Origin of the sequence: Cyanobium sp. LEGE 06143, from assembly GCF_015207535.1 — a bacterium.
GTDB lineage: Bacteria > Cyanobacteriota > Cyanobacteriia > PCC-6307 > Cyanobiaceae > NIES-981.
Genome location: NZ_JADEWP010000028.1, coordinates 1 through 18049 on the forward strand (window position 1 = coordinate 1; position 18049 = coordinate 18049).

Genomic DNA, 18049 nt, shown 5'->3' on the forward strand with positions numbered 1-18049 from the left:
CTCGAATACCCCGTGGTGCTCTGCCCTTACCTGTGGAAGGCCCCCAGCCGCCGCCTGACGGGCCCTGGCCTGCGCTGGCAACCACCGGACCATCCGGCACCGGTGCTCGACCTGCACCTGAACGCCCACTGGGGCCAGGGCTGCCAGGCCCGGCTGCAGCACAGCGAGGCGGATCTGCAGGAGGCGGAGCGGCGGGCCTACGTGGCCTGCACCAGGGCCCGGCGGCGCCTGCTGCTGGCCTGGGGTCCGGCGAAGGAGCAGCAGGGCAACCCCCTGCACAGCTGGCTGTTCGGCCAGGAGCCCCCGCCGGGGCTGGACGACGCTCCCTACACCGACCCCTCCGACCAGGAGTGGCGCCAGCGCCTCGACCAGGAGATCGCGCGGCGGAACCTGCCGATGCGGCTGCGCGACCTTCCCGATCCGGGCACACCCGTGCAGGTGGCGCCAGCGGCTGCGGTGGGCCCTGAGCTGGCCGTGGGGCCTGTGCCCAGCCACCGCCTCGATCGCAGCTGGGGCCGCAGCAGCTACACCAGCTGGACCCGGGGCAGCCACGCCGCCGCGCCCCAGACCCTGGAGGAGGGCCGCGAAACCGATGGCCTCGCCCTGGAGCTCGAGCTGCCGGAGCCGCTGGGCGCCTCCGAGGCCGGCGAGCCGTCCTGGAAGCCGGAAACAACATGGCCGGCCGAGAGCCCCCTGGCGCACTTCCCCCGCGGCTCCCAGGCGGGTGATTGCCTGCACCGCATCCTCGAGCAGCTCGACTACCAGCAACCCGCTGCCGAGCAGGCCGAGCTGGTGGGCCGCGAGCTGCAGCGCAGCGGCATCGCCGCCAGCCACCTGGAGAACGCGCTCTCAGGGCTCGACCAGCTGCGCCTGAGCCCCCTGGGTGGCCCGCTCGGGGCCTTCCAGCTGGACCAGCTGCCCGCGGCGGAGCGGCTGAACGAGATGGGCTTTGATCTGCCCCTGGGCCTGGTGCGGGCCGAAGCCCTGGCCCGGCCATTCCGCGATCACCCCGGCGGCGCCTGCGGCGCCGACTACGCCGACCGGCTGGCCCTGCTAGAGGTGCATGACCGCGGTTTCCTGACCGGTTCGATCGATCTGGTGTTCCGCCAGGGCGAGCGCTGGTGGGTGCTCGACTGGAAGAGCAACTGGCTGGGCGAGCGGGATGCCGACGGCCAGCCCCTGGCCTGCGGCCCCCGCCACTACGGCCCCGGCGCCCTGGCCGCCCTGATGGCCGCGAACCACTACCCACTGCAGGCCCACCTCTATCTGGTGGCCCTGCACCGCTACCTGCGCTGGCGTCTGCCGGGCTACGACCCCGCCTGCCACCTGGGCGGCTATGCCTACGTGTTCCTGCGCGGCGTGCCGGGGCCATCGGAGCGGGCGCGGCAGGAGGCCGCCCATGCCGAGCTGCTGCCGGGGAKGGCGGTGGAGGGCGTGTCGGCCATGACGAGCCTGTGGGATGGATGCCAGGCTAAGGCCCCCCGGCGTTGAGCTTGGCCCTAGCCTCCAGGAGCGCTGAGGGAATCGAGCGGGTGCGTCTCCTGTTACTGGGCTGCTCTGGATTCGTGGGGCTGGAGTTAGTGCCCTACCTGCTGGAACTGGGTCACACGCTCACCCTGGTGAGTCGCCGCAGCGACCCCTTCCATGCCCTGGCCAGTGATCGGCTGTGCAGCCTGCAGCTCGATCCAGCCGACCCTGCCAGCTGGCAGAGTCCGGCCCTGCTTGAGGCCCTGGCCGGCGCCGAGGGCGTGGTGAATCTCGCCGGGGAGCCCATTGCCGAGAAGCGCTGGACTCCGGCCCATCGCAGCCTGCTGATGCGCAGCCGCAGCCGCACCACCGAGCTGCTGGTGCAGGCGATGGCAGCGCTGCAGACGCCGCCGCGGGTGCTGGTGAATGCCTCCGCGGTGGGGTACTACGGCAGCAGCCTCGAGCAGCGGTTCACGGAGGAGAGCCCGGCCGGCAGCGATTACCTGGCCGAGATCTGCAGCCGTTGGGAGACGGCGGCGGCTCGCTGTCCGGACGCCTCTCGCCTGGTGATTCTGCGGATCGGCATCGTGCTCGGTGCCGATGGGGGTGCCCTGGCCAAGATCCTGCCCGTCTTCCGCATGGGCTTCGGCGGGCCCGTGGGCAGCGGCCGCCAGTGGATGAGCTGGATCCACCGCCATGACCTGTGTCGGCTGGTGGCCACCGCCCTGGAAGACGATCGCTGGAGGGGCACGTACAACGCCGTGGCGCCCCAGCCGGTGCGCATGGCGGCGTTCGCCTCCGCCCTGGGCAAGGTGCTGGGGCGCCCCAGCCTGCTGCCGGTGCCGGGGCCGATCCTGCAGCTGCTGCTGGGGGATGGGGCCCAGGTGGTGCTGGAGGGTCAGCAGGTGGCGCCCGAGCGGCTCCAGGCCGAGGGCTTCACCTTCCAGTACCCCGAGCTCGACGCTGCGCTTGCTGCTGCCACCAGCTCAGCACCCCACTGAGTACGGCGGCTCCCATCAGCAGTCCGATCGCCGGGGTGAACAGCGGCTCCCAGAGCCGCTGAAACAGCTCCAGGGGGGCTTCCACCTTCTGGCTGTGGCACAGCACCGCCACGCCGAACCACAGAGCGCCGCAGATCACCACGAACACATCCGCCACCAGCACGGTGTCCATCACCCCTTTGAGGCGTTGCAGAGGCGATCGCGCCTGCGCAGACGGCTGCGCTTTGGCGGTTCCATTGATTGAGGCAGTCCCGCGGGCTGTGGCGGGGCCTGCCTCAACCCCTGGGCTGGACAGGCTCCTGGGTGGCTGATCTGACATCGACTGGGGGCAACAGCTCCATGATCGCTGCCGCCAGCCGTTCGGTGCCCCCCGGAGCGCCGATCCGCTCCTGGGCCGTGCGGGCCAGCCGGCTCCGCAGTTCCGGCCCCGTTGCCGGATCGGCCAGTTCGGCCAGCAGGGCCCAGGCGAGGCGGGCTGTGGCCTCCAGGGTCATGGCCGTGCCGGGCTCGCCGCTGGCGCAATGCACCCCAGCCCCGAGCAGCCGCCGCTGGGCTTCGGCGAAACCTTCGGTGAACTGGGGGCCCTGCCCCACCAGCTGCAGCACCGGCTTGCCCAGCCCCACCGCCTGTTCGGTGGCCGTGCCCGCCATGGCCAGCACCAGATCGGCCCGGGCCAGGGCGGCCCCGGCCCCCGACCAGCTGAGTTTCAGCTCCAGGCCGCCGCGCTCTAGGCGGTCGTGGGCCCGTGCGCGCCAGCCATGGGCGGCGGCCCGCTGCCGCACCGTGGCGGCATCGAGGGACTTCACCAGCACGGCCCGCAGCTGCAGGGTGTCCGGTTGGTGGAGGGCCTGGGGCAGCAGGGCCAGCAGGCGCAGCATCAGCTCCAGGTTCGCGCCGGCTTCAGGCATCCGGCTGCCCGGCAGCAGGGCCATGCAGAGCTGCCGTGGGGCGGTGGTCCTCGCCAGCGCGGGCTCGACGGCGGCATCGAGAAAGGGATTGCCCAGAAAGTCCACCGGCCGCCGCAGCTGCTGGCTGAGGTCGCTGGCGGTGAGCGCATCGCGGCTCCATATCCGGCTGACACGGCGACGCCGCAGCAGCCAGCCGCAGGGCCACGGAAGCCGCAGCTTTCCCTCGTAGTGACTGGAGTAGGCCACCAGGTACACGGCGCAGCGACAGCCGCCCAGCCAGGCCCCCAGCACCGCCACCAGGTCGCCGACGGCGACCACCAGCTGATAGCGGCCCCGCCGCCGCATCAGCCGCAGCAGGCTGGCCATCACGTGGGCCACCTGGCCACCGAGCAGCTCGCTGAGCTGGCCATGGAAGCTGGTGAAGCCCAGCCCCCCGGTGCGGAACTCCCGCGTGGGCCCCAGCACGGCGATGCCCCGCTGGCGGTAGGCGCTGCCATGCCCCACCAGGGGCAACGCCTCCACCGCCACGCCTCTGGCCATCAGGGCCGCTCCCACGAGGGCACCACTGAGATCTTCGCCATGGCCATTGCTGAGCAGCAACACGCGAGCCACGGGCTTCAGGAGGCGAGGGGCGCGATCAACCGTTCAACCAGGCCTGCACCTTCAGCATGGCGGCCCAGCCGGGCTTGCGTTTGAGGCCGTCGGCCATCGACTCCTGCAGCTCGGCGGCCAGTTCCGGTGCCATGGCCATCAGCCGCTGCACCATGCCGATGTGCTCCCGCACCCCCTTGGTGCCGGTTTCGAGCATGGCCAGGCTCAGGTTGATGCGGGCCTGGGGATCCTGGGGGTTGAGCCGCACCGCCGTGCGGGCCGTGCGCAGGGCCGGCTCCGGCTGGTCGGTGAGCAGCTGCAGCCAGGCCAGGCAGGTGAATCCCGCCGACTGGCGGGGGGCCTGAGCGGTGATCGCCTCAAAGGCGTCGAGCAGTTCGGCCGGATCGGTGCCGGCGTTGTACCGGGCGATGGCGGCGTCGAACTGCGAGGTGGCTGGGCTGCTCTCGGCGGAACTGGCCGACATGGCTGCAGGGCAGGGTCACAGCTGTTCAGATTCCCATGCGGCAGGCCAGAGGCCCTGGCTCAGACCGCGAAGGAGCTGCCACAGCCGCAGGTCTGACTGGCGTTCGGGTTGGTGAAGTTGAAGCCGCCGCCGATCAGGGCGCTGGAGAAGTCGAGCTGCATGCCGTAGATGTACAGCAGGCTTTTGGGGTCGCAGACCACCTGGAAGCTGGGGGCTCCTGCGGGCTCGTAGGTGTAGATCTCGTCGTCGGGGCGGATGGCGTCGGGGCCGATGAAATCCATGGTGTAGCTCATGCCGCTGCAGCCGCCTGAGCGCACCCYSWCYCKYAKNCRCMCTGCCCTCGCCCTGCTGGCTGATCAGGCTGCCCAGCTGCTTCATGGCGGGCTCGGTCACCAGGATGCCCTTGCCGTCCCGGGCCGTGAAGGTGGCCACGGGGCTCGGCGCGGCCGGGCTCTGGGCAACGGGGCTGGCGGCGGTTTCGGTGCTCATCACTTCGGCCAGGGGCTTCGGCCAACTCTATGGAACTGCACCCGCACCTGTCGGATCCATAGAGTCTCTGCCAGTACGACGGGAGCGTTGCCGGTGCAGGTCGCCATTGTGGGAGCGGGTCTGGCGGGTCTGGCGGCGGCGGTGGATCTCGTGGATGCCGGCCATCAGGTGGATCTCTACGAGGCCAGGCCCTTCATGGGCGGCAAGGTGGGCAGCTGGGTGGATGAGGGTGGCAACCACATCGAGATGGGGCTGCATGTGTTCTTCTTCAATTACGCCAACCTGTTCGCCCTGATGCGCAAGGTGGGGGCGATCGACAACCTCCTGCCCAAGCAGCACACCCACCTGTTCGTGAATGCCGGCGGCGATCTGCGCGAGCTGGATTTCCGCTTTGCCCTGGGCGCCCCCTTCAACGGCCTCAAGGCCTTCTTCACCACGCCCCAGCTCGACTGGATCGACAAACTGCGCAATGCCCTGGCCCTGGGAACCAGTCCGATCGTGCGCGGCCTCGTGGACTACGACGGGGCGATGGGGGTGATCCGTGATCTGGATCGCATCAGCTTCGAGCAGTGGTTTCTGGGCCATGGCGGCAGCCGCCGCAGCATCGAGCGCATGTGGAACCCGATTGCCTATGCCCTCGGGTTCATCGACTGCGAGGCGATCTCGGCGCGCTGCATGCTCACCATCTTCATGATGTTTGCCTCCAAGACGGAGGCCTCCAAGCTCAACCTGCTGAAGGGCTCACCCCACCGCTGGCTCACCGGCCCGATCCTCGACTACATCACCAGTCGCGGAGGACGCCTGCACCTCCGACACCGCGTCACCGAGCTGCACTACGAGGAGTCCCCCGACCCAGACGCACCTGGCTCCAGCGGGTCGCCAGTGATCCGCGTGAGCGGCCTCACCCTTGGGACACCGGATGGCGAGCGGCGGGTGCAGGCTGACGCCTACCTGGCCGCCTGTGATGTGCCGGGCATTCAGCGCATGCTGCCGCAGCCCTGGCGCCGCTATTCCCAGTTCGACAACATCTACAAGCTGGAGGCGGTGCCGGTGGCCACGGTGCAACTCCGCTACGACGGCTGGATCACCGAGCTCGGGGACAGCCCGGCGAACAGCACCGCCCGCGCAGACCTCGACCATCCGGCGGGCCTCGACAATCTCCTCTACACGGCGGATGCGGATTTCAGCTGTTTCGCTGATCTCGCCCTCGCCAGCCCCGAGGACTACCGCAAGGAGGGGCTCGGCTCGCTGCTGCAGTGCGTGCTCACCCCCGGCGATCCCTGGATCCCCCGCAAGAGCGAGGACATCGTGGCCGCCACCGACGCCCAGGTGCGCCGCCTCTTCCCCTCAGCCCAGTCCTTGAATCTGGTGTGGAGCAATGTGGTGAAACTGGCCCAGTCGCTCTACCGCGAGGCGCCGGGGATGGAGCCCTATCGGCCCAGCCAGCGCACGCCCGTGGCCAATTTCTTCCTGGCGGGAAGCTACACCCGTCAGGACTACATCGATTCGATGGAAGGTGCCACGATGAGCGGCCGTCTTGCGGCGGCGGCGATCCTGGATCGCCCCGTCCAACTGGCTGCCCAGGNCTCCGGCCCCCGCCGCCCTGCCATGACGCTGGAGCTGAAGCAGGTGGTGCTGGCCATCGGCGGCCGGGTGCTGGTGGACCATGTCTCCCTGCACCTCGAACCGGGCGAGGTGGTGGGCCTGCTGGGTCCCAACGGCGCCGGCAAGACCACCACCTTCGGCCTGGTGACGGGCCTGATCCGCCCCGACGCCGGTGCCGTGCTGCTTGACGGCCGCGAGATCAGCAAGGTGCCGATGCCCCAGCGGGCCCGCCTCGGCATCGGTTACCTGCCCCAGGAACCGAGCGTGTTTCGCCAGCTCGACGTGCGCAACAATCTCAGGCTGGCCCTGGAATCCAGTCGCACCCCCAGGCCTCTGCGCCGCGAGCGGCTCGAACACCTGATCGAGGATTTTCACCTCAGCGCCTTTCAGCACCGCCGCGGCTACCAGCTCTCGGGCGGCGAGCGGCGCCGCACCGAGGTGGCCCGCGCCCTGGCGGTGGGAGCGGAAGGCCCCCGCTACCTGCTGCTGGATGAGCCCTTCGCCGGGGTGGATCCGATTGCCGTGGCCGATCTGCAGGACCTGATCCAGCAGCTGCGCGGCCGGGGCATGGGGCTGCTGATCACCGACCACAACGTGCGCGAGACCCTGGCCATCACCGATCGGGCCTACATCCTCTCGGAGGGCGCCATCCTGGCTTCAGGCACGTCCGAGCATGTAGGGAACGATCCCCTCGTGCGGCAGCACTACCTGGGGGAGGGTTTCAGACTGTGAGCGGCACCCCTCTGGCCCTGGATCGGCTGCAGCGCCAGGTGCTGGCGCCCTGGCGGCGGCTGCCCCTGCTGGATCGCTGGCTGCTGGGCGAGTTGTTCGGCCCGCTGGTGTACGGCGTGGCGGCCTTCACGGCGGTGTCGCTGTCGGTGGGGGCCGTGTTCGAGCTGGTGCGGCGGGTGGCGGAATCGGGCCTGCCGCTCGACGTGGCCCTGCAGGTGCTGCTGCTGGAGCTGCCCTCGTTTCTGGTGCTCTCCTTCCCCATGGCCACCCTGATGGCCACCCTGCTCACCTTCAGCAAGCTCTCCGGCAACAGCGAACTCACGGCACTGCGCAGCGTTGGGGTGCCCACCTGGCGGATGGTGATGGCGGCCGTGGCTCTCTCGCTGGTGATGACGCTGCTCACCTTCGGCTTCAACGAAGCGGTGGTGCCGCGCACCCTGAGCCAGGCCGAGGCCACCCTGAGCCGGGCGATCGGCAGGGCCGTGGCCGGCGAGCAGAAGGACAACGTGCTCTATTCCCGCTACGGCAGGGTCGAGCAACCCGATGGCAGCACTAGGCGCGGCCTCACCCACATCTTCTATGCCCAGCGTTTCAACCAGGGTGTGATGGAGGATGTGACCCTGGTGGACATGAGCCGTTCGGCCCATCGGGTGATGCTCACGGCCAAGCGGGCCCGCTGGAGTGATGCTGAGGCCCAGTGGGAGTTTCTCGATGGTCGGGTGTTCGGCATCGGCGGCGCCGATTCCGACGCGATCACCTCCGCCCGCTTCGATCGCTACCTCTATCCGCTCGGCAACCAGCCGATGCGGGTGGCCAAGCTGCCCACCGACGCCAACGAGATGACCATCGGTCAGGCGCGCACGGCGGAACGGCTGCTGCGGGAATCGGGCGACGAGCAAGCGGCGCGCAAACTGCGGGTGAGGATCGAGGAGAAGTTCGCCTTTCCGGCGGTCTGTCTGGTGTTTGGCCTGATCGGCAGCAGCCTGGGGGCCAGGCCCCACTCGCGGCGCAGCCGCAGCCAGGGGTTCGGCCTCAGCGTGCTGCTGATCTTCGGCTATTACCTGGTGGCCTTCAGCTTCAGTTCCCTGGGCGTCAAGGGCACACTTGAGCCCCTGTTCTCCGCCTGGCTGCCCGTGGTGATCGGCCTGGTCACAGGCTTCGTGCTGTTACGGCAGGCCAGCCGCTGACAAGCTGACGCCATCACCAGCCAGACTGGGAGATGACTCTGCGCTGAAACCTTGCCTGATCTGCTCCACGATCCGGTTCTTGCCCTGGGCCTCGCCGCCTTCGCCCTGCTGCTGCTGGTGCTGCCTCTGGCGTTCTGGGCCCTGAGTGGCGGTCGCAACAGCTCCGTGGTGCGGGTGCTGATCGCCACGGCCAACCTCTGTCTCACCGCCCAGCTGGTGCTGCGCTGGATCGATTCCGGCCATTTCCCGATCAGCAATCTCTACGAGTCGCTCTGTTTCCTGGCCTGGGGCTGCACCCTCACCCAGCTGCTGGTGGAGCGCAGCTGGCCATCACCGCTGGTGCCGGCTGCCGCCACGCCGATGGCGCTCGGCTGCGTGGCCTTCGCCAGCTTCGCCCTGCCCGATCGGCTTCAGGAGGCCTCCCCCCTGGTGCCCGCCCTGCGTTCCAGCTGGCTGGTGATGCACGTGAGCGTGATCATGTTGAGCTACGCTGCCCTGCTGGTGGGATCGCTGCTGTCGGTGGCTGTGCTGTTCACCGACAGGGGCCGGGCCCTGGAGCTGCGCAGTAGCTCGATCGGCAGCGGCGGCTATCGCCAGGCCCAGCTGGCCTGCGATGGTCCGGGTGCCATGGCGGCGCCGATGAAGCTCTCCAGCGTGTCGATTCCGATCGCCGAGCAGCTCGATTCACTCAGCTACCGCACGATCACCGTGGGCTTTCTGCTGCTCTCGGTGGGATTGGTGAGCGGCGCGGTGTGGGCCAACGAGGCCTGGGGCAGCTGGTGGAGCTGGGATCCGAAGGAAACCTGGGCCCTGATCTGCTGGCTGGTATATGCCGCCTACCTGCACACCCGCCTGATCCGTGGCTGGCAGGGTCGCCGCCCGGCGATCGTGGCCTCGGTGGGTCTGGTGGTGATCGCCGTCTGCTACATCGGCGTCAACCTGCTGGGCATCGGCCTGCACAGCTACGGCTGGTTCTTCGAGAGCTGAGCACTGAGACACCAGATCTCCCCCTCGGGGGAGCCTGGCCGGTTCAGCTGTTCAGACCGCCACGGGGGCGGGCCGGCGGCTCTGACGGATGCCGGTGATGGCGTCGGCATAGCTGGGCTGGTTGAACACGCCCGAGCCGCTCACGATCGCGTTGGCTCCGGCTTCGATCACCTTCCAGGCGTTCTCGGCCTTGATGCCGCCATCCACCTCGATCCAGGGATCGACGCCCTTGGCATCACACATCCGCCGAAGGTCACGAATCTTGTCCACCTGGCTGTCGATGAAGCTCTGGCCCCCGAAGCCGGGGTTCACGCTCATGACGAGCACGAGATCGCAGAGTTCAAGGCAGTACTCGAGCGTGTCGATCGGGGTGCTGGGGTTCAGCACAGCACCGGCCATCTTGCCGAGATCGCGGATCTGGGCCAGGTTGCGGTGCAGGTGCGGACAGGCCTCCACCTGCACCGAAATGATGTCAGCGCCGGCCTTGGCGAAATCAGCCACATACTTTTCGGGCTCCACGATCATCAGATGAACGTCCAGCGGCTTGCTGGTGACCGGCCGCAGCGCCTGCACGATGAGGGGGCCGATGGTGATGTTGGGCACGAAGCGGCCGTCCATCACGTCCACGTGGATCCAGTCGGCACCGGCCGCATCGACGGCCCGCACGTCATCCCCGAGCCTGGAGAAGTCGGCGGAGAGGATCGATGGTGACACCACCAGGGACTTGCTGCTCATGGGACGGCCGCTGGGCTAGGGAAAATTCAGTGTAGTTAAGGCCCCGCCAGGCCCTTGGCTGCGGCCCCGGGCCGGCCGGGAGGCGCTGCCATCGCTGATACAGTGAGGCCCGCTTCCTGACTGAGATTCCGCACAGCTGCTGCCATCTCAGGCCCGATCACGAAGCCTCCTCCCCTCTTGCCGGACCACTGTGGATCGCACCCTTATCCAGGAAATTCTCGAAGTTGTCGAACAGGCCGCCATCGCCTCGGCCGAACTCACGGGCCTGGGCAAGAAGGACGAGGCTGACGCGGCTGCCGTGGAGGCGATGCGCAAGCGCATGGGCCAGATCGCCATGCAGGGTCGCATCGTGATCGGCGAGGGCGAGCGGGATGAGGCGCCCATGCTCTACATCGGCGAGGAGGTGGGCAGCGGCACCGGCCCCGGCGTGGACTTCGCCGTGGACCCCTGCGAGGGCACCAACCTCTGCGCCAACAACCAGCGCGGCTCGATGGCGGTGCTGGCCGCCTCAGACCGTGGCGGCCTGTTCAACGCCCCGGACTTCTACATGAAGAAGCTGGCGGCGCCACCGGCCGCCAAGGGCAAGGTGGACATCCGCAAGAGCGCCACCGAGAACATCCAGATCCTCAGCCAGTGCCTGGGCATGGCCACGAGTGAGCTGGTGATCGTGGTCATGGACCGTGCCCGCCACAAGGACCTGATCGCCGAGATCCGCGCCACCGGCGCCCGGGTTCAGCCCATCTCCGACGGCGACGTGCAGGCCGCCATCGCCTGTGGCTTCGCCGGCACCGGCACCCACTGCCTGATGGGCATCGGCGCCGCACCTGAGGGCGTGATTTCAGCCGCCGCCATGCGCGCCCTTGGTGGTCATTTCCAGGGCCAGCTGGTGTACGACCCTGCCGTGGCCCAGACCAAGGAGTGGGAAGGGCTCACCCGGGAGGGCAACCTGGCCCGCCTGGCCGAGATGGGCATTGCCGATCCCGACAGGATCTACGAAGCCAACGAGCTGGCCTCCGGAGAGAACGTGGTGTTCGCTGGCAGCGGCATCACCGATGGCCTGCTGTTCCACGGGGTGAAATTCGAGAAGGACTGCACCCGCACCAGCTCGCTGGTGATCAGCACCCTCGACAACTCCGCACGCTTCACCGACACCGTGCACATCAAGGCTGGTGCCCAGAGCATCGCGCTGCGCTGAGCCGGCACCGATCAGCTCACACCGCGCTGCCACCATGCACATCGCCGTTGTCGGTCTGAGTCATCGCACGGCTCCAGTGGAGATCCGGGAGCGCCTCAGCATCCCGGAGCAGGCCATGGATGCCTCGCTCCAGCAGTTGCGAGACGATGATCAGGTGCTGGAGGCCTCCATCCTCAGCACCTGCAACCGGCTGGAGATCTACACGCTGCTGCGCCATCCGGAGCAGGGCATCTCCTCGATCGGGGCCTTCCTCAGCCAGCACTCCGGCCTGGCGGTGGATGAGCTCACCCCCCACCTGTTCACCTACCACCACGAACAGGCTGTCGACCACCTGCTGCGGGTGTCGGCCGGTCTGGATTCGCTGGTGCTGGGCGAGGGCCAGATCCTCTCCCAGGTGAAGAAGATGGTGCGGCTCGGCCAGGAGCACCGCTCACTGGGCCCGATTCTGAACCGGCTTCTGAACCAGGCGGTGAGCACCGGCAAGCGGGTGCGCACCGAAACCAACCTGGGCACGGGTGCCGTCTCGATCAGCTCGGCGGCGGTGGAGCTGGCCCAGCTGAAGGTGGGCCAGGCGCGGGGGGTCGATGACCTCGTATCCCTCGATCAGGAGCAGGTTGCCGTGGTGGGGGCCGGCCGCATGGCGCGGCTGCTGCTGCAGCACCTGCAGGCCAAGGGATGCCGGGGTGTGGTGCTGCTCAACCGCACCGTGACCCGAGCCGAACAGCTGGCGGCCGATTTTCCGGTTCTGCCGGTGCAGTGCCGCCCCCTCGAGGATCTCGACCACTGCCTCAGCACCTGCTCGCTGGTGTTCTGCAGCACGGCCGCCGAGGACCCGATCATCAGCGCCGAGCGCCTGACTGGCCTCAACCGCCGCAGCTCCCTGATGCTGGTGGACATCGGCGTCCCCCGCAACATCGCCGCCGACTCCGCCGAGGTTCCTGGTGTGCAGGCCTACGACGTGGATGACCTGCAGGAGGTGGTGGCCCGCAATCAGGAAGCCCGCCGGGAGATGGCCGCCGAGGCCGAAGGACTGCTGCATCAGGAGTCCCGCCTGTTTCTGGAATGGTGGGACGGTCTGGAGGCGGTGCCCGTGGTCAACAGACTGCGGGTGCGGTTGGAGGACATCCGAGAGCAGGAGCTCCAGAAGGCCCTCAGCCGCATGGGGCCCGATCTGTCAGCCCGGGAACGCAAGGTGGTGGAAGCCCTCAGCAAGGGCATCATCAACAAGATCCTCCATACCCCGGTCACCAACATCCGGGCACCCCAGCCGCGCACCCAGCGGCGCTCGGCGATGCGGGTTCTGGAGGAGCTGTTTGAGCTTCAGGAGGACGATCCCAGGCCGTGATCTCCCTTTCCGTGACCTGCATCACCTGATCGAGGTGTTGGTCACCACAGTTGAAGCCGGGCCCGCGCCCGGCACTGCCCCGCCGGAACCCCAGTCCTGTACGGTCGCCCCATCAGAGTAGGAATCAGGAAACATGAAACGCGTTCTAGCCATCATTCTCGGGGGGGGAGCCGGTACACGCCTCTACCCACTCACCAAGATGCGTGCCAAGCCGGCGGTACCTCTGGCCGGCAAGTATCGCCTGATCGATATTCCCATCAGCAACTGCATCAACTCAGAGATCAACAAGATCTATGTGCTGACCCAGTTCAACAGTGCCTCCCTGAATCGACACCTGTCGATGAGCTACAACCTCTCCGCCGGCTTCGGCCAGGGCTTCGTGGAGGTGCTGGCTGCCCAGCAGACCCCCGACAGCCCGAGCTGGTTTGAGGGCACGGCCGATGCGGTGCGCAAGTATCAGTGGCTGTTCCAGGAGTGGGACGTGGATCACTACCTGATCCTCTCCGGCGACCAGCTCTACCGCATGGACTACAGCCTGTTTGTCCAGCACCACATCGACACCGGTGCCGATCTCTCCGTGGGCGCCCTGCCGGTGGATCCTGTCCAGGCCGAGGCCTTCGGCCTGATGCGCACCGATTCCCAGGGCCACATCCAGGAGTTCCGGGAGAAACCCAAGGGTGCCGACCTGGAGGCGATGCGTGTGGACACCGAGAGCCTGGGCCTCTCCCACGAGGAGGCGGCGCTGCGGCCCCACCTGGCTTCCATGGGCATCTACGTGTTCAGCCGCCAGACCCTCTTTGATCTGCTGAACACCAATCCCACCGCCAAGGACTTCGGCAAGGAAATCATTCCCATCTCGTTGGCCCGTGGGGATCAGCTGCGCAGCTACCTGTTCAATGACTACTGGGAAGACATCGGTACAATTGGTGCCTTCTATGAAGCCAATCTAGCCCTCACCCAGCAGCCCAACCCTCCATTCTCATTCTACGACGAAAGGTTTCCGATTTACACGCGCCCCCGCTACCTGCCGCCCAGCAAGCTTCAGGATGCCCAGGTCACCGAGTCGATCATCGGCGAGGGTTCCCTGCTGAAGGCCTGCAGCGTGCATCATTGCGTGCTGGGGGTCAGGAGCAGGGTTGAAAACAACGCGGTTCTGCAGGACACCCTGGTGATGGGCTCGGATTATTTCGAGTCCTCCGAGGAGCGCAAAGCCCTGAGGCAGAGCGGCGGCATTCCGATGGGCGTGGGCAGTGGCACCACCGTGAAGGGCGCCATTCTCGACAAGAACGTGCGCATCGGCAAGGACGTGACCATCATCAACAAAGATCACGTGGAGGAGGCGGATCGCCCCGAACTGAACTTCTACATCCGCAACGGAATCGTGGTGGTTGTGAAGAACGGCACCATCGCTGATGGCAGTGTGATCTGAGGCTCCAGGGCCTAATCAAGCCAGGAGATGCTGACACAGGCGCCCGGGTTGTGACGGTTCAGCCCCGCAGGCCGGGGCTCTGGCCACACTGATGGCACAGCCCTTTTTCCAACTGCATGGGTACGGCACATTTCGGTCTGATCGGCCTTGGCGTGATGGGCGAGAACCTGGTTCTCAATGCCGAGCGCAACGGGTTTTCGAGCGTTGTCTACAACCGCACCTACGCCAAGACGGAGGCCTTCCTGCAGGGCCGGGGCGCCGGCAAGGACATCGTTGGCGCCAAAACCCTGGAGGAGTTCGTGGCGGCCCTGGAGCAGCCCAGGCGGATCCTGATGATGGTGAAAGCCGGCCAGCCGGTGGATGACACCATCGCCTCGATTGCCCCCCTGCTGGCGGAGGGCGACCTGCTGATCGATGGTGGCAACTCCCTCTACACCGACACGGAACGGCGGGTGGCGGAGCTGGAAAGCAAGAGCTTCGGCTACATCGGCATGGGGGTGTCCGGCGGCGCTAAGGGAGCCCTGGAGGGCCCCAGCATGATGCCCGGCGGCACCCGCAGCGCCTACGACGCCATTGAGCCGCTGGTGCGCAAGATGGCAGCTCAGGTGGAGGACGGCCCCTGCGTCACCTACATCGGTCCAGGCGGTGCCGGTCACTTTGTCAAGACCGTGCACAACGGCATTGAATACGGTATTGAGCAGATCCTGGCCGAGGCCTACGACCTGATGAAGCGCTGCGGCGGCATGGGCGGCGACGCCATGGCCGATGTGCTGGGTCTGTGGAACAGCAGCGAGGAACTGGCCTCCTTCCTGGTGGAGATCACCGAGGTGTGTCTGCGCACCAAGGACCCCGCCAGCGGCGGCGATCTGGTGGAGATGATCGTGGATGCGGCCGGCCAGAAGGGCACCGGACTCTGGACGGTGGTGAGCGCCCTGGAGATGGGGGTGCCGGTGCCAACCATCTATGCGGCCCTGAATGCCCGGGTGATGAGCTCCCTGCGGCCGGAGCGCCTCGAAGCCGAGGCGGTGCTGCCCGCCCCGCCGGCCCATGCCGTCGATCTCGGCGATGCCGCTGCGGGCCTGCCCCCCCTGCGCGATGCCTGCATCGCCGCCTGCATCGTGAGCTACGGCCAGGGCATGGCCCTGCTGCAGGAGGCCTCCAAGCTGCACGACTACGCCCTCGACTTCGCGGCCATCGGCCAGATCTGGAAGGGCGGCTGCATCATTCGCGCCCGACTGCTGCAGCGCATCCAGGATGCGTACACCGCAGCGCCCGAGCTGCCGAACCTGATGCTGGATCCCTGGTTTGCCGAGCAGATCAACCAACGGCTGCCGGGGCTGCGCCAGATCGTGGCCGGGGCCGCCCTGGCTGGGATCCCTGTGCCCTGCCTCTCGAGCACGCTCGACTACATCGACAGCTACCGCACCGCTCGCCTGCCCCAGAACCTGGTGCAGGCCATGCGCGACTGCTTCGGCTCCCACACCTATGAGCGGGTCGATCAGCCAGGATCGTTCCACACCGAATGGATCAGCTGAGGCGCAACCGATGCAACCTGCCAGCACCCGATCGGAGGGCACGGCCTACAGCGTGGAGCGATGGGACAGTGGCGAGCAGCTGGCCCACCGCGCCGCCGAGCTGATCGCCACGGCCATCGACCTGGGCCTGGCCCAGCGGGATCGCTGCCAGATCGCCCTGGCCGGTGGCACCACCCCCGAGGCGGCCTACAGCCGGCTGGGGCAGGAACGGCTTGCCTGGGATCGGGTGGATGTGCTGCTGGGCGATGAGCGCTGGGTTCCAGCCGATGACCCGGCCAGCAACACCCTGATGCTGCGGCGCTCGCTGCTGGCCCAGCCCCCCGGCAGCGGCGCCCGCCTGCACCCGGTGGCCACCGACCTGGCCAGTCCGGAGCAGGGCGCCAGGGCCTATGCCGAGCTGCTGCGCCTGCTCTGCCCCGGCGATCCGCCGATCCTGGATCTGGTGCTGCTCGGCCTCGGCGACGATGGCCACACCGCCTCTTTGTTTCCGGGCACCGGCGCCGCCCTGGAGCGCCAGCGGCTGGTGACGGTGGGCGAGGGCAAGGGACTGCCCCGGATCACGCTCACGGCGCCTGTGCTCTCGGCAGCGCGGCGGGTGATCTTCCTGGTGAGCGGTGCGGCCAAGGCCCAGGCCCTGCAGCGGCTGCTGGATCCGATGGAACCTGCGGAGCGCACCCCGGCGCGGCTGGTGCAGCCCTCCACCACCATCACCGTGCTCGCCGACCACGGGGCGGCAGGGGCGCTGGCGTGATGGAGATCGTCACGGCGGATGGTTTCAGCGGCTGGCAGGCCCTGAACGACACGATCATGGGGGGCCGCAGCCAGGGGCGCTGTCAGGCCGGGCCTGGCGGTCTGCAGTTTCAGGGCGAGCTGGTGGAGGAGGGCGGCGGGTTCGTGAGCTGTCGCTCGCCCCTGTTCTCTCCGCCCCTGGATCTCTCCAGCGCTGAAGGCCTGGAACTGGAGCTGGCGGGCGGTGGGCGGCGCTTCAAGCTGGCGCTGGCCTGCGCTGACGGAGTGGCCGGACTCACGGAACTGATCCCCGGCGGTCTGCGCTGGGTGGTGGAGTTCGCCACCCAGGCCGAAGGCAGCACGCAGCTGAGCGTTCCCTTCAGCAGCCTGCGCCCCTCGGTGCGGGCCCGGCCGGTGGGCCTGCCGCTGCGTTTCGATGCCTCCCGCATCAACCGGCTGCAGTTGCTGCACTCCCGCTTCGGCGATGACGGCAGCCCCAATGCGGGTTTCCGGCCCGGCCCGATCAGCTTCAACCTCCAGGCCATCCGTACCTATCCCTGACCCCAGCGACCTGCCCGAGGCCGACCTGGCCCAACGCGTGGCGGCGGCGGCCGACCTCTGCCGCAAGCCGCTGCGCCACGCCGTGCTGGCCGCTACCGATCCAGCCAAGCCGGACGCGCCCAGCCTGGAGCAGATGGCCGAGCTGCAGGACTGCTGCCTGAAGCTGGAGGTGCGCAGCCCTGCCGGAGAGCGCCTTCCTGAGGAAGACCTTGAACTGGAGCTCTACCGCAGTGGCGATGACCTTCACCTCACCCTGGCCTGGGCTGCGGACCCGGAGCTCCCCATGCTCTGGCAGGGGCGCCATCCGGTGTGGATTAGCAGCAACGGCAGTCGCTGCGAACGGCCAGGGGCGGGGCTGCCGCTGGAAGCGCTGGCGCGGCGGCTGCGGGCCCTGCTGAGGCCAGAACCGCCCGCCCCGGATCTGCTCAAGCCAGATCGGTGACAGCCCCGAGGCTGCTGCTGCTCACCAGGCGGGCGTACTTGCCCAGCACGCCCGTGCGGTAGCGGGGTTCGGGGCGCACCCAGGCCGCCCTTCGGCGCTCCAGCTCTTCAGCCGCCACGTTGAGCTGCAGCAGCAGCTGACCGGCATCCACGGTGATGCTGTCGCCCTCCTCCACCAGGCCGATGGTGCCACCAACGGCCGCTTCCGGCGCCACGTGGCCCACCACCAGCCCATAGGAACCCCCGGAAAAGCGACCATCAGTGATCAGGGCCACCGATTCCCCCAGCCCCTGGCCCACGATCGCGGCGGTGGGGGAGAGCATCTCGCGCATGCCGGGGCCGCCCACCGGCCCCTCGTAGCGCACCACCACCACATCCCCGGCATGGACGGCGCCGGCCAGGATCGCCTCCAGAGCACTCTCCTCACTCTCGAACACCCGCGCCGGCCCGGTGATCACCGGGGTCTTGACGCCGGAGATCTTGGCCACGGCTCCCTCTTCCGCCAGGTTGCCCTTGAGGATCGCCAGGTGGCCCTTGGCGTAGAGGGGCCGGCTGAGGGGGCGGATCACATCCTGGTCTGCCGGTGGGGTGGAGGGCACGTCGGCCAGCACCTCGCGCAGGGTGCGGC

The 18049-nt window shown here is 68.3% G+C and carries 17 protein-coding genes and 2 pseudogenes; 13 read left to right on the forward strand and 6 right to left on the reverse strand.

What is annotated here, in order from left to right:
- Both IQ216_RS03595 and IQ216_RS03600 read left to right on the forward strand, forming a co-directional pair.
- Window positions 1-1491: PD-(D/E)XK nuclease family protein (locus tag IQ216_RS03595; RefSeq protein ID WP_193814364.1), on the forward strand; the 1491-nt coding region annotated here is incomplete at its 5' end.
- A gap of 41 nt (window positions 1492-1532) precedes the next feature.
- Window positions 1533-2468 carry a TIGR01777 family oxidoreductase gene (locus IQ216_RS03600; protein WP_193814365.1) on the forward strand — a complete coding sequence of 312 codons (936 nt, stop codon included), beginning with the start codon at window positions 1533-1535 and terminating at the stop codon, window positions 2466-2468.
- Here the strand turns inward: IQ216_RS03600 and IQ216_RS03605 are convergent.
- The 4 genes and pseudogenes from IQ216_RS03605 to IQ216_RS03620 form a co-directional block, all read right to left on the reverse strand.
- Window positions 2404-2640, reverse strand: coding sequence for a hypothetical protein (locus tag IQ216_RS03605; protein WP_186698435.1), 237 nt, complete (start codon window positions 2638-2640; stop codon window positions 2404-2406). The two genes, IQ216_RS03600 and IQ216_RS03605, sit on opposite strands and share 65 nt — an antisense overlap.
- A gap of 103 nt (window positions 2641-2743) precedes the next feature.
- Complete coding sequence (locus IQ216_RS03610; RefSeq protein WP_193814366.1) at window positions 2744-3988, reverse strand: lipid-A-disaccharide synthase-related protein; 1245 nt, start codon at window positions 3986-3988, stop codon at window positions 2744-2746.
- Between the two features lie 25 nt (window positions 3989-4013).
- Window positions 4014-4451 carry a M48 family metallopeptidase gene (locus IQ216_RS03615; protein WP_186698438.1) on the reverse strand — a complete coding sequence of 146 codons (438 nt, stop codon included), beginning with the start codon at window positions 4449-4451 and terminating at the stop codon, window positions 4014-4016.
- Between the two features lie 59 nt (window positions 4452-4510).
- Window positions 4511-4940: pseudogene (locus IQ216_RS03620) on the reverse strand (iron-sulfur cluster assembly accessory protein).
- Window positions 4941-5048: 108 nt separating this feature from the next.
- Between IQ216_RS03620 and zds the strand changes: the two are divergent.
- From zds to ccsB, 4 genes and pseudogenes are all read left to right on the forward strand, one after another.
- Window positions 5049-6485: pseudogene (gene zds, locus IQ216_RS14655) on the forward strand (9,9'-di-cis-zeta-carotene desaturase); the annotation flags it as partial.
- A gap of 63 nt (window positions 6486-6548) precedes the next feature.
- Window positions 6549-7277, forward strand: coding sequence for an LPS export ABC transporter ATP-binding protein (gene lptB, locus IQ216_RS14660; RefSeq protein WP_186699764.1), 729 nt, complete (start codon window positions 6549-6551; stop codon window positions 7275-7277).
- Window positions 7274-8464, forward strand: a complete 1191-nt coding sequence (locus IQ216_RS03630) for an LptF/LptG family permease (protein WP_225875864.1) — start codon at window positions 7274-7276, stop codon at window positions 8462-8464. Before lptB ends, IQ216_RS03630 begins: the two co-directional genes overlap by 4 nt.
- Window positions 8465-8515: 51 nt before the next feature.
- A complete protein-coding gene (gene ccsB, locus IQ216_RS03635) occupies window positions 8516-9451 on the forward strand; it encodes a c-type cytochrome biogenesis protein CcsB (protein WP_186699762.1) in 936 nt (311 codons plus the stop codon).
- Window positions 9452-9502: 51 nt separating this feature from the next.
- Here the strand turns inward: ccsB and rpe are convergent, their stop codons facing one another.
- Complete coding sequence (rpe, locus tag IQ216_RS03640; protein WP_186699760.1) at window positions 9503-10186, reverse strand: ribulose-phosphate 3-epimerase; 684 nt, start codon at window positions 10184-10186, stop codon at window positions 9503-9505.
- A 190-nt stretch (window positions 10187-10376) separates the two neighbouring features.
- Here rpe and glpX point away from each other — a divergent pair, with 190 nt between their 5' ends.
- The 7 genes from glpX (at window position 10377) to IQ216_RS03675 (ending at window position 17422) form a co-directional block, all read left to right on the forward strand.
- Window positions 10377-11381, forward strand: a complete 1005-nt coding sequence (gene glpX / locus IQ216_RS03645; RefSeq protein ID WP_193814368.1) for a class II fructose-bisphosphatase — start codon at window positions 10377-10379, stop codon at window positions 11379-11381.
- A 34-nt stretch (window positions 11382-11415) separates the two neighbouring features.
- Complete coding sequence (locus tag IQ216_RS03650) at window positions 11416-12726, forward strand: glutamyl-tRNA reductase (RefSeq protein ID WP_186699756.1); 1311 nt, start codon at window positions 11416-11418, stop codon at window positions 12724-12726.
- A 133-nt stretch (window positions 12727-12859) separates the two neighbouring features.
- Complete coding sequence (locus IQ216_RS03655; RefSeq protein ID WP_186699754.1) at window positions 12860-14155, forward strand: glucose-1-phosphate adenylyltransferase; 1296 nt, start codon at window positions 12860-12862, stop codon at window positions 14153-14155.
- 116 nt (window positions 14156-14271) lie between these two features.
- Entirely contained in the window at window positions 14272-15690 is a 1419-nt protein-coding gene (gene gndA, locus IQ216_RS03660) for an NADP-dependent phosphogluconate dehydrogenase (RefSeq protein WP_193814369.1), read from the forward strand.
- Between the two features lie 10 nt (window positions 15691-15700).
- Entirely contained in the window at window positions 15701-16441 is a 741-nt protein-coding gene (pgl, locus tag IQ216_RS03665; protein WP_193814370.1) for a 6-phosphogluconolactonase, read from the forward strand.
- The gene (locus IQ216_RS03670) at window positions 16441-16980 is read left to right on the forward strand and encodes a CIA30 family protein (RefSeq protein ID WP_193814371.1); all 540 of its coding nucleotides are present in this window, start codon (window positions 16441-16443) and stop codon (window positions 16978-16980) included. Before pgl ends, IQ216_RS03670 begins: the two co-directional genes overlap by 1 nt.
- A 37-nt stretch (window positions 16981-17017) precedes the next feature.
- Window positions 17018-17422: a hypothetical protein gene (locus IQ216_RS03675; protein ID WP_193814372.1), complete on the forward strand. Its 405-nt coding sequence runs from the start codon at window positions 17018-17020 to the stop codon at window positions 17420-17422.
- Here the strand turns inward: IQ216_RS03675 and IQ216_RS03680 are convergent.
- Window positions 17406-18049 (reverse strand): dihydroxy-acid dehydratase (locus IQ216_RS03680; RefSeq protein WP_193814373.1); only part of this gene is annotated, 644 nt, incomplete at its 5' end. The two genes, IQ216_RS03675 and IQ216_RS03680, sit on opposite strands and share 17 nt — an antisense overlap.

What these genes read in the sequence shown, in the direction of transcription:
- IQ216_RS03605 (WP_186698435.1), bottom strand. Translation starts at nt 2,640, where the DNA reads ATGGACACCGTGCTGGTGGCGGATGTGTTCGTGGTGATCTGCGGCGCT.
- IQ216_RS03615 (WP_186698438.1), bottom strand. Translation starts at nt 4,451, where the DNA reads ATGTCGGCCAGTTCCGCCGAGAGCAGCCCAGCCACCTCGCAGTTCGAC.
- lptB (WP_186699764.1), top strand. Translation starts at nt 6,549, where the DNA reads ATGACGCTGGAGCTGAAGCAGGTGGTGCTGGCCATCGGCGGCCGGGTG.
- rpe (WP_186699760.1), bottom strand. Translation starts at nt 10,186, where the DNA reads ATGAGCAGCAAGTCCCTGGTGGTGTCACCATCGATCCTCTCCGCCGAC.
- IQ216_RS03650 (WP_186699756.1), top strand. Translation starts at nt 11,416, where the DNA reads ATGCACATCGCCGTTGTCGGTCTGAGTCATCGCACGGCTCCAGTGGAG.
- IQ216_RS03655 (WP_186699754.1), top strand. Translation starts at nt 12,860, where the DNA reads ATGAAACGCGTTCTAGCCATCATTCTCGGGGGGGGAGCCGGTACACGC.
- gndA (WP_193814369.1), top strand. Translation starts at nt 14,272, where the DNA reads ATGGGTACGGCACATTTCGGTCTGATCGGCCTTGGCGTGATGGGCGAG.
- pgl (WP_193814370.1), top strand. Translation starts at nt 15,701, where the DNA reads ATGCAACCTGCCAGCACCCGATCGGAGGGCACGGCCTACAGCGTGGAG.
- IQ216_RS03670 (WP_193814371.1), top strand. Translation starts at nt 16,441, where the DNA reads ATGGAGATCGTCACGGCGGATGGTTTCAGCGGCTGGCAGGCCCTGAAC.